The 12,568-nt window shown below is 67.0% G+C and carries 9 protein-coding genes; 4 read left to right on the top strand and 5 right to left on the bottom strand.

Annotation, left to right across the window (positions count from 1 at the left end; all coding sequences use genetic code 11):
* Positions 1 to 1,397 (top strand): SulP family inorganic anion transporter (locus ARC63_RS01435; RefSeq protein ID WP_425513153.1); only part of this gene is annotated, 1,397 nt, incomplete at its 5' end.
* 27 nt (positions 1,398 to 1,424) lie between these two features.
* On the opposite strand, the gene ARC63_RS01440 is transcribed toward ARC63_RS01435, so the two are convergent.
* Positions 1,425 to 2,135, bottom strand: a complete 711-nt coding sequence (locus tag ARC63_RS01440) for a glutathione S-transferase (RefSeq protein ID WP_057502344.1) — start codon at positions 2,133 to 2,135, stop codon at positions 1,425 to 1,427.
* 170 nt (positions 2,136 to 2,305) lie between these two features.
* Between ARC63_RS01440 and ARC63_RS01445 the strand changes: the two genes are divergently transcribed.
* Complete coding sequence (locus tag ARC63_RS01445; RefSeq protein ID WP_057502345.1) at positions 2,306 to 3,127, top strand: DUF3014 domain-containing protein; 822 nt, start codon at positions 2,306 to 2,308, stop codon at positions 3,125 to 3,127.
* A 181-nt stretch (positions 3,128 to 3,308) separates the two neighbouring features.
* The gene (clpB, locus tag ARC63_RS01450; RefSeq protein ID WP_057502346.1) at positions 3,309 to 5,894 is read left to right on the top strand and encodes an ATP-dependent chaperone ClpB; all 2,586 of its coding nucleotides are present in this window, start codon (positions 3,309 to 3,311) and stop codon (positions 5,892 to 5,894) included.
* Between the two features lie 72 nt (positions 5,895 to 5,966).
* Here the strand turns inward: clpB and ARC63_RS01455 are convergent, their stop codons facing one another.
* The 3 genes from ARC63_RS01455 to ARC63_RS01465 form a co-directional block, all read right to left on the bottom strand.
* The gene (locus tag ARC63_RS01455) at positions 5,967 to 6,767 is read right to left on the bottom strand and encodes a MipA/OmpV family protein (protein ID WP_057502347.1); all 801 of its coding nucleotides are present in this window, start codon (positions 6,765 to 6,767) and stop codon (positions 5,967 to 5,969) included.
* A 140-nt stretch (positions 6,768 to 6,907) separates the two neighbouring features.
* Complete coding sequence (locus tag ARC63_RS01460; RefSeq protein WP_053443414.1) at positions 6,908 to 8,197, bottom strand: ATP-binding protein; 1,290 nt, start codon at positions 8,195 to 8,197, stop codon at positions 6,908 to 6,910.
* The gene (locus ARC63_RS01465; RefSeq protein ID WP_057502348.1) at positions 8,194 to 8,931 is read right to left on the bottom strand and encodes a winged helix-turn-helix domain-containing protein; all 738 of its coding nucleotides are present in this window, start codon (positions 8,929 to 8,931) and stop codon (positions 8,194 to 8,196) included. The genes ARC63_RS01460 and ARC63_RS01465 overlap by 4 nt, the downstream gene beginning before the upstream one ends.
* Positions 8,932 to 9,113: 182 nt before the next feature.
* Here ARC63_RS01465 and ARC63_RS01470 point away from each other — a divergent pair, with 182 nt between their 5' ends.
* Complete coding sequence (locus ARC63_RS01470; RefSeq protein WP_049454259.1) at positions 9,114 to 10,400, top strand: O-acetylhomoserine aminocarboxypropyltransferase/cysteine synthase family protein; 1,287 nt, start codon at positions 9,114 to 9,116, stop codon at positions 10,398 to 10,400.
* Between the two features lie 275 nt (positions 10,401 to 10,675).
* Here the strand turns inward: ARC63_RS01470 and ybaL are convergent, their stop codons facing one another.
* Positions 10,676 to 12,373, bottom strand: a complete 1,698-nt coding sequence (ybaL, locus tag ARC63_RS01475) for a YbaL family putative K(+) efflux transporter (protein WP_057502349.1) — start codon at positions 12,371 to 12,373, stop codon at positions 10,676 to 10,678.
* Positions 12,374 to 12,568 lie beyond the last annotated feature (195 nt).

The following is a 12,568-nucleotide window of genomic DNA, read 5'->3' on the forward strand; positions in this document are numbered from 1 at the left end:
GCCAGGTGCCGATGCCCGCTGCGTGCGGGTCCATGCCCTGCTGCTTGAAGACGAGGAAGGCCGGGCCGAGCACCAGCATCGGCATGGCGCTGCTGGTGCTCGGCCCGGCCTTCCTCGTCTTCAAGCAGCAGGGCATGGACCCGCACGCAGCGGGCATCGCCACCTGGCAGCTGGGCATGGCCGCGCTGGTCATCATGGGCGTGCTCAAGTTCGTGCTGTCGTTCTTCGGCGAAGCGGTCACCCGCGCGCTGCCACGTGCGGCGCTGCTGGGTTCCATCGCCGGCATCGCGCTGGTGCTGATGGGCCTGCTGCCACTGCTGGAAACGCTGCGCTCGCCGCTGGTCGGCTTCACCACGCTGGGCCTGCTGCTGTATGTGCTGATCGCCAAGGGCAAGCTGCCGGTGCGTGGCCCCGGCGTGCTGCTGGCCTTCGTGTTCGGCACCGTGCTGTATTACGGCCTGGGCGTGGCCGGACTGGGTGCACCGGGCTTCCATGTGCCGGAATGGGTGCCACCGCAGGTGGTGCTGCCGCTGCCGACGCTGGGCTTCCTTGAAGGCCTGCCCACGGCGATGACCTACCTGCCGTTGCTGCTGCCGTTCGGCCTGCTGATGGTGGTCGGTGGCATCAACGTCTCCGAGAGCGCACGTGCGGCCGGCGATGACTATCGCACCCGTGACATCCTGCTGGTGGAAGCGGTGGCGACGCTGGTGGCCGGTGTCTGCGGCGGCGTTGCGCAGACCACGCCGTACATCGGCCAGCCGGCCTACAAGCACATGGGCGCACGCAGCGGCTATACGCTGCTGACCGGCCTGTTCGTCGGCATCGGCGGCATGCTCGGCATCATTTCCGGGCTGGTGCAGTGGCTGCCGCTGGCGGTGCTGGCACCGATCATCGTGTACGTGGCCATCGACATCACCACGCAGGCCTTCCAGGCCACGCCACGTCGCCACACCGGTGCGATGGTGTTCGGTTTCCTGCCGTCGGTGGCCTACCTGCTGGCGATCAAGGCACCCGGCTGGATCGCCCCGGACCAGCTGCCACAGCTGCTGACCAAGCTCGACGGCCACGGCCTGCCCGAGCTGGCGGTGATCTTCACCCTTGGCAATGGCTTCATCATCACCTCGATGCTGTGGATCTCGGCGGTGGCAGCGATGGTCGATGGCCGCCTGCGTCGCGCCTGCGGCTTCCTGCTGGTGGCGGCGGTACTGACCCTGTTCGGCCTGATCCACTCGGTGGACCCGCGCGGCGGCATCTACCTGCCGTGGGATCTGGAAGGCCTGGCGCGCATCATCAGCTGGCAGTTCGCGGGCGCGTATGTGGCACTGGCGGTACTGCTGGGGTTGCTGTCGTTGCAGAAGCAGCCGGTGAAGCCGCTGGGTGAAGGCACCGATCATTGACCGGGGGACGCCGGGCATGGCCCGGCGCTACCGTTCGGCGTCCAGCTCCGGGTAATGGCGGAAAATGCCATTCGTGTTGAACGCCAGCCGCCGTTCCGAGCCCAGGTAGGCGGCGATGTTCGGCCGCTTCGCCACCCGCTCCTGCAGCGCACGCAGAAGGGGCAGGGTCGGCGCCAGTGCCTGCATGCGGCGCGGGAACATGTAGTCCAGCCCGCTCAGCAGCTGGAACAGCGACAGATCCACATAGGAATGCTCGCGCAATGCATGTCGGCCTCCGTTGGCGGCCAGCACCTGTTCGAAGTAACCAAGGAACTTCGGCAACCGTTCGCCGCGCAGCGACGTGGCCCGGGCCTTGGCTTCGGTCTTCTGGTCTTCGTAGTACTTCGATGCGGCGATCGGATGGTGGGTGTCATGTACCTCTGCCACCAGGTCGGCGATGGTCAGCTGCAACTGCAGTGCCTGCATCCGCCGCGAGGCCGCTTGCGGCACCAGGTCCAACGTCGGGCCGAGAAAATCCAGGATGGCCGCGACCTGCGCGATGACCTGTCGCCCGGCCTTCAGGAACGGCGGTGCGAAGGGCTGCGCACCTTCGCTGCCACCGTCGAGGAACGGCTGCATCACTGCATCGCCGTGCACCCGCGCCATGTCGATGTAATCGGCGCCGGCATCTTCCAGCGCCAGGCGCACGAACTCGCCACGGCCCTGGATGCCAGTCCAGTAATACAGCGCGTACTGCATGGCAGTGCCTCCACAGGACAAGACCCACAGCCTCGCGCGTGGCGTGCAAAGCAGGCGTGAGCGCGGCTCTGCTGCAGGCCCGAACCCGAACGGCAGCGGAACAGGTGGGGAACCCGCTGGAATCGGTGGGGTCACACCCTCTCCATGCGTGTGAAACGAGGTGCTGCATCATGCAGAGTGGAAAGGCGGTATGGCCCTGGGTGTTGGGTGTGGTGGTGATCGGTGGCGCGGGCGGTTGGTTGTTCCGCGATCAGCTGAAGCGCCTGGCAGACGGTGTCTCGGTGCCGGTGCAATCAACCCCCTCCAGTACCAGTGCACCGCCACAACCGCAGGCGGCCGCAGAACCCGCGCCAGCGCCACCGCCGATCAAGCATCCGCTGGATACCGAGGCCGCAGCCGATCCGGCGCTGCCGAAGCTGGCTGACAGCGATGCCGCTGCCTGGGGCGCACTGAGCCAGCTGTTCCAGGGCGAGGGCCCGCTGACCCTGTTGCTGCGCGATCACCTGATCCAGCGCCTGGTCACCCAGGTCGACAACCTGGACAAGCCCAGCGTGCCGCCCACTGCGCTGGCCGCACGGCCGCTGCCGGGCAGTCTGCAGGTCGAGCCCGCTGAGGGCGGCGGGCGGATCGCTGCCAGCAACGGGGCACGCTATGCGCCCTATGTGCAGGCATTCACCGCGCTGGACCCGGCGGCGACGGCTACCGCCTACAAGCGCTTCTATCCGCTGATCCAGCAGGCCTATGTGGACCTGGGCCGACCCGACGGATATTTCAATGATCGCCTGGTCGCGGTGATCGACCATCTGCTGGAGACCCCGGAACTGGCCCAAGCGCCGCTGGTGCAGCGCGATGAGCGCGGCCGTTACCGCTTCGTCGATCCCACCCTGCAGTCGCGCTCGATCGGCCAGAAGGCGCTGCTGCGCATGGATCCAGCGCAGGCACGGGCAGTCAAGCAGCAGCTGCGGGCGATCCGCACCGCGATCACCCGCTGAACCCGTCCACCGCGCGGAACTGATCCGGATCAACGCGCCGACCACACCCACTCCGGCATGCTGGCCGCAGGCTGACTGGCCTCGGGGTGCAGTCGCAGTCACCCTTGAAACGGGGTGGGGCAACCGCATCTTTCCAGCATCGCCGGCGCGGGCCGGCCCTGATGACCGATGAGGATTCGCAATGCGGATGGACAAGCTCACCTCGCGTTTCCAGCAGGCGCTGGCAGACGCACAGTCGTTGGCCGTGGGCCGTGACAACAGCATCATCGAACCGGTTCACCTGTTCAGCGCGCTGCTGGACCAGCAGGGCGGCAGCACGCGCCCGTTGCTGGCCCAGGCCGGGGTGAACGTGCCGGTGCTGCGCGAGCGCCTGACCGAGGCGCTGGATGCGCTGCCCAAGGTGTCCGGCCAGGCCGGCAACGTTTCGATGGGCAATGACCTCGGCCGCCTGCTCAATCACACTGACAAGCTGGCTCAGCAGAACGGCGATGCCTTCATTGCCAGCGAGTGGTTCGTGCTGGCCGCGCTGGAAGACAACAGCACGCTGGGCATGGCGCTGCGCGCCGCCGGTGCCGACAAGACCCGCCTGCAGGCTGCCATCGACAAGCTTCGCGGCGGCGAGAACGTGCAGTCGGAAAATGCCGAGGAACAGCGGCAGGCGCTGGAGAAGTACACCATCGACCTGACCGCGCGTGCCGAGAGCGGCAAGCTCGATCCGGTGATCGGCCGTGACGAGGAGATCCGTCGCACCATCCAGGTGCTGCAGCGCCGGACCAAGAACAATCCTGTGCTGATCGGCGAACCCGGCGTGGGCAAGACCGCGATCGTCGAAGGCCTGGCCCAGCGCATCGTCAACGACGAAGTGCCCGAGGGCCTGCGCGGCAAGCGCGTGCTGTCGCTGGACATGGGCGCGCTGATTGCCGGTGCCAAGTTCCGCGGTGAATTCGAGGAGCGCCTGAAGGGCGTGCTCAACGACCTGGCCAAGAGCGAAGGGCAGATCATCCTGTTCATCGATGAGCTGCACACCATGGTCGGTGCCGGCAAGGCCGACGGTGCGATGGATGCCGGCAACATGCTCAAGCCGGCGTTGGCACGCGGCGAGCTGCACTGCGTGGGCGCTACCACGCTGGATGAGTACCGCAAGTACATCGAAAAGGATGCAGCGCTGGAGCGCCGCTTCCAGAAGGTGTTCGTGGGCGAACCGTCGGTGGAGGACACCATCGCGATCCTGCGCGGGCTGAAGGAGAAGTACGCCGTGCATCACGGCGTGGAGATCACCGACCCGGCCATCGTGGCGGCGGCCACGCTGTCCAATCGCTACATCACCGACCGCCAGCTGCCGGACAAGGCCATCGATCTGATGGACGAAGCCGCCTCGCGCCTGCGCATGGAGATCGACTCCAAGCCGGAGGAACTGGACCGCCTGGAACGCCGGGTGATCCAGCTGAAGATCCAGCGCGAGATGCTGAAGAAGGAGAAGGACGAGGCCTCGCGGCAGCGCCTGGCCGATCTGGAAAACGACATCGATGCGCTGGAGCGCGAGTTCTCCGACCTCAATGAAATCTGGAAGTCGGAGAAGGCCGCGCTGCAGGGTGCAACCAAGATCAAGGAGCAGGTCGAGCAGGCCAAGCTGGAGCTGGAATCCGCGCAGCGCCGCCAGGATTTCGCGCGCATGAGCGAGATCCAGTACGGCCTGCTGCCGCAGCTGGAGAAGCAGTTGGCCGCCGCGCAGGAAGCCGAGCACAAGGACTTCAAGCTGGTACAGGACCGGGTCACCGACGAGGAGATCGCCGAGGTCGTGTCGCGCTGGACCGGCATCCCGGTCAACAAGATGCTTGAAGGCGAGCGCGACAAGCTGCTGCGCATGGAAGAGGTGCTGCACAACCGCGTGGTCGGCCAGGAGGAAGCGATCAAGGTCGTCTCCGATGCTGTGCGCCGTTCGCGTGCGGGCCTGTCTGATCCGAACCGTCCGGCCGGCTCGTTCCTGTTCCTTGGCCCAACCGGTGTCGGCAAGACCGAGCTGTGCAAGTCGCTGGCCGAGTTCCTGTTCGACAGCGCCGACGCGATGATCCGCATCGACATGAGCGAGTTCATGGAGAAGCACAGCGTCGCACGCCTGATCGGTGCACCTCCGGGCTACGTCGGTTACGAGGAAGGCGGCTATCTGACCGAGGCCGTGCGTCGCCGCCCGTATTCGCTGATCCTGCTCGACGAAGTGGAGAAGGCACATCCGGATGTGTTCAACATCCTGCTGCAGGTGCTGGACGATGGCCGCCTGACCGATGGCCAGGGCCGCACCGTGGACTTCCGCAACACCGTCATCGTGATGACTTCGAACCTGGGCTCGCACCAGATCCAGGACATGAGCACCGACGACAGCCCGGAGGCCTACACGCAGATGAAGGCGGCGGTGATGGGCGTGGTGCAGGCACACTTCCGCCCGGAATTCATCAACCGCCTGGACGACATCGTGGTGTTCCACCCGCTGGACAAGCAGCAGATCAAGCAGATCGCGCGCATCCAGATGCGTGGGCTGGAGAAGCGCCTGGCCGAGCGTGGCTTGAAGCTGATGGTGTCCGACGCAGCATTCGACCTGCTCGGCAACGTTGGCTTCGATCCGGTGTATGGCGCGCGTCCGTTGAAGCGTGCGATCCAGGCACAGCTGGAAAATCCGCTGGCGCAGAAGATCCTCTCCGGTGCCTTCGTCAACGGCGACACCATCGAAGTCGGCAACGACGGCGGTCACCTGGTGTTCGCCAGGGCGTGAATCATGCGGGGCGCTGCCTGATCGCAGCGCCCCGTTTCCTGCGAGGTATGCCGGGCCTTGCCCGGCGCTCACTCAGAAGCGGTGCGTATAGCCGCTCATCAAGCCGAACTGGTTCGCCTTCTGCACGATCGGGCTGTCGGCGGCATCACCGAGCAGGCGCGTGCCTTCGGCCGAGATGTACCAGTTGCCGTTGCGGCCCACGCGGTGGCTCCACTTCAGGCCGACACCGGCACTGACCAGGCCGGCCTTTGGCTTGTGCTCGGCAAAGCCGGTACGCGCCGCCTGTTCCGGGCTGACGCCGTACCAGGTCTGCATGTAACCGCGGTTGCCGTAGTCGGTGGACACGCTGCCGCTGACCACGCCGCCGGCCAGGTCGAACAGCGGCATGCTCAGGTTCAGATGGATCTGCTGGGTGGCCAGGCCGTTCTCGGCCTTGTCCTCGTCCTTGCGGGTGAACTGCCAGGAGCCGCTCAGCACGGCTTCGCCCAGCGTATAACCAGCCGAGACGCCGACCAGGGGACGGGTATCGATATCGCCCATGCCGCGCAGGAAGTCCGAACCGCCAAGCAGGGAGTCCTTTTCCTTGCGGATGCCACTGGCGCCGACGTAGGCACGCACGCGCGTGTGCTCGCCGATGGACGTGCCCCAGCCGATGCCGCTGGTGCCCAGAAACCAGCCCCCTGGCGAGGTGACATCGAAGGACAGCGAAGGCGTTGCACGATACTCCTCGCTGCCACTGTAGCGAGGTGCCACGCCACCGCCGGCAGCGACCTCGAAGGTCCAGTGGTCATCCTTGGCGTGGGCGATCGGTGCGGCGAACAGCGGCAACAGGGCCAGGCAGAGCAGGGCAGGGGAACGGCGAAGCTGGGACATGGAAACTCTCGACAATGGGAGGAAGGCAGCGCGCGCATCCGGCGAGTGCTGCAGGGTCGTTAGCGTGGCGATACGCCGGCGACCGATCCGTCCGCAGTTGTGCGGGAGTTGTAATCAACTGTAATCGTGCCCGTGGGCGTTCAGCTGGCAGCCAGCGGCCAGTGCATTTCCAGGCGCGCGCCGCCCAGCGTGGCGCGGCTGATGCGCAGCTCGCCACCGTGGCGGGCGGCGATGCGGCTGACAATGGCCAGGCCCAGGCCGAAGCCGCCGGTGTCGCGGCTGCGGCTGTCGTCCAGGCGGGTGAATGGACGCATCACCTTCTCGCGATCGGCTTCGGCGATGCCGGGGCCGTCGTCATCCACACGCAGGCAGGCCCGGCCGCCGACGCCGACCAGCGAGACTTCCACCTGCGAATGCGTGTGGCGCAGCGCATTGCCCACCAGATTGCTCAGTGCCAGCTGCAGCAGGCGCGGCTCGGCATCCACCCGTGGCAACGCACTGGGCTGCACGCGCAGGACCACGCCGCCGCGTTCGGCATCACGGCGTGCATCGGCCAGACAGGCCTGCAGCCAGTCGTCGGCTTCGATGCGCTGCATCGGCTCGCCTTCGCTGGGATGCTCAAGACGCTCATAGGCCAGCAGTTCGCTGACCAGCCGGTTGAGTTCGGCCAGGTCGCCGTGCAGGCCCTGTGCCAGCCGTTCGCGGCGTTCGCGATCATCACTGTCCTGCATCAGGTCCAGGCCGAAGGCCACGCGCGCGATCGGCGTGCGCAGTTCGTGCGAGATCGCATGGGTCAGGTCGCGTTGGCGCTGCACCAGTTCGGCTACGCGCGCGGCCATGCGGTTGGAATGTTCGACGATGACCCGGATCTGCGAGCGCGGCGAGACCTGTGCGCGCGCCTGCAGATCACCGGCACCGATGCGGTCGGCGTGCAGGCGCAGCGCTTCAAGATCGCGCCAGAGCAGGCGCACCCAGGCGTACAGGCTGGCGCCGACCAGCAGCAGGATGCTGAGGTATGCCGCGATTGTCATGTACGTCGTCATCTGCACCGCGCCAGGCAGGCGCAGGTGCAGCCAGCGGCCTCCGATGCCTTCGATGGGCAGCAGGACCTGCTGGTATTGATCGCGCACGATGAAGCCATCGGCCTGCACGGCTGCCTGTTCCTGTGGGTCGAGCACGGGCGGACTGTCGAGCAGGGTCAGCGCGATGCCGTAGTGCGGCTGCCACTGCTGCAGGCGCTCACGCTGCTGGCCGGCGTCCAGGCCGGCCAGGCCACTGCGCAGGGCGTACACCTGCCCGCGCACCTGCTCGACGAACACTCGATCCTGCACAGGCGTGTAGATGCCGTCCAGGATGTGGTTGAGGAAAAACACCGACACCAGGAAGCAGGCACCAGTGACGAACCACAGCCACAGGAACAGCCGCTTCATGCGGTCCAGGCCGACGGGTTGAACTGGTAGCCGCGGCCCCACACGGTCTTGATCCGCCGCGGTTCGCGCGCGTCATCGCCCAGCTTGCGGCGCAGCTTGCCGATGCTGACATCGACACTACGGTCCAGGCCGTCGAAGCCGATGCCGCGCACCGCCTGCAGGATCTGGTCGCGCGACAGGATCTGCCCCGGCTGGCTGGCCAGCAGCCACAGGATCTCGAATTCGGTGGTGCCCATGTCTACCGGCTGGCTATGCAGATGCACCTCGCGCTGCATGCGGTCGATCAGCAGTTCACCATGCATCAGCCGGCAGGGCGTGCAAGTGTTGCTGCTGCCGTGGCGGCGGCGCAGCAGCGCGCGCAGGCGCGCCAGCAGCAGGCGCGGTTCGATCGGCTTGTGCACATAGTCGTCGGCGCCGGATTCCAGGCCCAGTACCTGCTCGATGTCGTCCTCGCACGCGGTCAGCATCAGGATCGGCACGTCGGAGAAGCTGCGGATCTGCCGGCACACGTCGATGCCGCCGAGGCCGGGCAGCATCAGGTCCAGCACCACCAGTTCCGGCGCATGCTGGCGGCAGGCCGCGCCGGCCAGGTCGCCACGGGCGACGTGCTGCACGGCAAAGCCATGCTCGTGCAGGTAGTCGCTGACCAGTTCGGCCAGGCGGCGATCGTCTTCCACCAACAAGACCTGGGTCGGGGTACCGTTGGCGGTGGGTGTCCAAGGGGATGGCTGCATGCGCGTGGGGCCTCCGTGCCCGGGCAGGAGCGCCCGGCGGCGAAGCCTAGCAACGGCCCATGACGGCTGTCTGAATCGCGGCCAACCTGATAACCGGCGGTACGGACGTCATCGCCAGCGGCTCTCAGTGCCACGCCCCGGCTGGCCTATGGTGGCGGTTTCCCCGGATGGAGCCTGGTGCAATGAGCGACCCGCAGTGGCAACTGGAAACCCTGGCCGTGCATGGCGGCTATCGGCCCGATCCGACCACCCGCGCGGTGGCGGTGCCGATCTACCAGACGGTGGCGTACGCCTTCGATGACACCCAGCACGGGGCCGACCTGTTCGACCTGAAGGTGCCCGGCAACATCTACACACGCATCATGAATCCCACCACCGACGTGCTGGAGCAGCGCCTGGCCGCCCTGGAAGGTGGCATCGGCGCACTGGCGCTGGCCTCGGGACAGGCCGCGATCACCTATGCCATCCAGACCATCGCCGAGGCCGGTGACAACATCGTTGCCTCCAGCGCGCTGTATGGCGGCAGCCTCAACCTGCTGGCCCACACGCTGCCGCAGTACGGCATCCAGGCGCGCTTCGCCGACCCCGCCGATCCAGCGGCGTTCGCCGCGCTGATCGACGAGCGCACCAAGGCGGTGTTCGTCGAATCGATCGGCAACCCGCGTGGCAACGTCACCGACATTGCCGCCATCGCCGAGGTCGCGCATGCCGCCGGCGTGCCGCTGATCGTGGACAACACGGTGGCCACACCGTTCCTGCTGCGCCCGTTCGAGCACGGTGCCGACATCGTCGTGCACTCGCTGACCAAATACCTGGGCGGCCACGGCAACAGCCTCGGCGGCGCGATCATCGACTCCGGCCGCTTCGACTGGGCCGCGCAGCCGAAGCGTTTCGCCCGACTCAACCAGCCCGACCCCAGCTACCACGGCGTGGTCTACACCGAAGCGCTGGGGCCGGCGGCCTATATCGGCCGCGCGCGCGTGGTGCCGCTGCGCAATACCGGCGCCGCGTTGTCGCCGTTCAACGCGTTCCTGATCCTGCAGGGCATCGAGACCCTGGCCCTGCGCATGGAACGCATCAATGCCAATGCACTGGCCGTCGCGCAGTACCTGAAGGCGCACGACAAGGTGGCCTGGGTACGCTACGCCGGGTTGGCCGACGACCCGGAGCACGCCGCCGCGCAGCGCTACCTGGGGGGACACGGCTCGGGCGTACTGACCTTCGGCCTGCCCGGCGGCCGTGAGGCGGGTGCACGTTTCCTCGATGCGCTGAAGCTGTTCACCCGCCTGGTCAACCTGGGCGATGCGAAGTCGCTGGCCACCCATCCGGCCTCCACCACCCATCGCCAGCTGGATGCCGCCGAACTGGCCAAGGCCGGCGTCAGCGAAGACACCGTGCGGCTGTCGATCGGCATCGAGCACATCGGCGACCTCCGCGCCGACCTGGAACAGGCCCTGGCCGGCGCCTGATAGCTACGCGCTTGGTCGTCATCGCTACAGGCGATCACCACCGGCACCGCGATGCGCTACGGTGGAACTGCCTCTCCAAGGCATGGCAACGTGGCGATCCAGATCCCCGGTCGATGCGGGTCGACCGGGGATTTTTTTGTGTCGCCGTGTCGACCAAGGTCGACACCCACCAACAGCAGCGGGGACCCACCCCGCCATCCCACGGATAGTCAGCCTTTGCTTTTGCCGTTGCCTCGGCAGGTGCAGGGCTGCAAGCCCTGCCGCACCCACACCCCTCACACCACCGGAATGCTGTGCTGCCCCAGATTCCGGTACGGCGGCGTGGACATGATCATCTCCGCCAGCGAATACGCCAGCTCACGTTCGGCCATCACCGTGCCATCGGCACCGTGTTCCAGCAGATGCTTCACTTCCGCATCGCTGTGTGCGCGCGCCAGCAGGGTCAGGTCCGGGTTGATCGCCCGCAGCTTGGCCAGCGCCTCACCGGCTTCCAGCGGCTGCGGAATCGCCAGCACCGCAATCTTCGCGCGCTCCGGATGGGCCTCGGCCAGCACCCGGTCGGCGGCGGCGCTGCCGCGGATCGCCGCCAGGCCCTTGGCGTGCGCCTGCTCGACGTGCTCCTTGTTGTCATCGATCACCAGCACCGGCACGCCACGGTCGCGCAGCACCTGGGCCAGTTCGCTGCCCACGCGGCCATAACCAATCACGATGGCGTGGTCATGCAGGTCACGTGAGGGACCGGTGGCCTCTTCGGGCTCGGCGGCCTGGGGTGACTGCTCCTGCTTGGCCTGCCAGCGGTCCAGCAGCCCGAATACCAGCGGGTTGAGCATGATCGACACCAGCGCACCGGCCAGTACCAGCGACTGGCCTTCCTTCGGCAGGATCTGCAGTGCCACGCCGAGGCCGGCGATGATGAAGGCGAACTCACCGATCTGCGCCAGGCTGGCCGAGATGGTCAGCGCGGTGCTGGTCGGGTGCCCGAACGCGCGCACGATGAAGAACGCAGCGGCCGACTTGCCGAACATGATGATCAGCACGGTGGCCAGCACCTGCCACGGGTGCTGGACGAGGATGTTGGGGTCGAACAGCATGCCGACCGACACAAAGAACAGGACCGCGAACGCATCGCGCAGTGGCAGCGAATCGTGCGCGGCCTTGTGGCTCAGCTCCGATTCGTTGAGCAGCATGCCGGCGAAGAACGCGCCCAGCGCGAACGAGACGCCGAACAACATGGCCGAGCCGAACGCGACGCCCAGCGCGATCGCCAGCACCGACAGGGTGAACAGTTCGCGCGAACCGGTACCTGCGATGCGCTCGAGGATCCACGGGATGACCCGGCGGCCGACCACCAGCATCACCGCCACGAACAGGCCCAGCTGCACGAAGGTCCAGCCGATGTCGGCCAGCACGCTGCCCAGCGAGTGCGATTCCTTGGCTGCTTCGGGGCCGAACACACCGGCCATCACCGGCATCATCACCAGTGCCAGCACGCAGGCCAGGTCTTCCACGATCAGCCAGCCGACCGCGATCTTGCCGCGCATTGTCTCCAGCAGCCGGCGTTCCTCCATCGCCCGCAGCAGCACCACCGTGCTGGCGGTGGCCAGCGAGAAACCGAAGATGACCCCGTGGATGGCCGGCCAGCCCATCAGCGAGGCCACACCCCAGCCGAGCAGGGTGGCCACCGCGATCTGGCCGATGGCGCCGGGGATGGCGATCGCCTTGACCGCCATCAGGTCCTTCAGCGAGAAGTGCAGGCCGACACCGAACATCAGCAGCATCACGCCCAGTTCGGCCAGCTGGTTGGCCAGCGCCTGGTCGGCGACAAAGCCGGGGGTGAACGGGCCTACGCAGATGCCAGCAACCAGGTAACCGACCAGGGGAGACAAGCGGAGCTTGTTGGCCAGCGCGCCGAAGATGAAGGCGAGCCCCAGGCCAACGGCAACGATGTTGATCAGGTCGGTGTCATGGTGCATCGGCACTCGCAGGCAATCGGGGGATGCCCCGATTTTCACCGATGAAGCCAGATACGGCAAACCCGCCGTCCACGTGCCGTGGCGGGCGGGTTTGCCCACGCATTTCTCCTCTACCCCCGCCTTCGGCGCGCCCCTTCAACAAGAAGGGGCTCTCCTCCAGATGCGGCCCGGGGTTGCCGGCCAGCGGCCGGCACT

Source organism: Stenotrophomonas geniculata ATCC 19374 = JCM 13324, assembly GCF_001431625.1.
Lineage (GTDB): Bacteria > Pseudomonadota > Gammaproteobacteria > Xanthomonadales > Xanthomonadaceae > Stenotrophomonas > Stenotrophomonas geniculata.

What these genes read in the sequence shown, in the direction of transcription:
- clpB (WP_057502346.1), top strand. Translation starts at nt 3,309, where the DNA reads ATGCGGATGGACAAGCTCACCTCGCGTTTCCAGCAGGCGCTGGCAGAC.
- ARC63_RS01465 (WP_057502348.1), bottom strand. Translation starts at nt 8,931, where the DNA reads ATGCAGCCATCCCCTTGGACACCCACCGCCAACGGTACCCCGACCCAG.
- ARC63_RS01455 (WP_057502347.1), bottom strand. Translation starts at nt 6,767, where the DNA reads ATGTCCCAGCTTCGCCGTTCCCCTGCCCTGCTCTGCCTGGCCCTGTTG.
- ARC63_RS01445 (WP_057502345.1), top strand. Translation starts at nt 2,306, where the DNA reads ATGCAGAGTGGAAAGGCGGTATGGCCCTGGGTGTTGGGTGTGGTGGTG.
- ybaL (WP_057502349.1), bottom strand. Translation starts at nt 12,373, where the DNA reads ATGCACCATGACACCGACCTGATCAACATCGTTGCCGTTGGCCTGGGG.
- ARC63_RS01440 (WP_057502344.1), bottom strand. Translation starts at nt 2,135, where the DNA reads ATGCAGTACGCGCTGTATTACTGGACTGGCATCCAGGGCCGTGGCGAG.
- ARC63_RS01470 (WP_049454259.1), top strand. Translation starts at nt 9,114, where the DNA reads ATGAGCGACCCGCAGTGGCAACTGGAAACCCTGGCCGTGCATGGCGGC.
- ARC63_RS01460 (WP_053443414.1), bottom strand. Translation starts at nt 8,197, where the DNA reads ATGAAGCGGCTGTTCCTGTGGCTGTGGTTCGTCACTGGTGCCTGCTTC.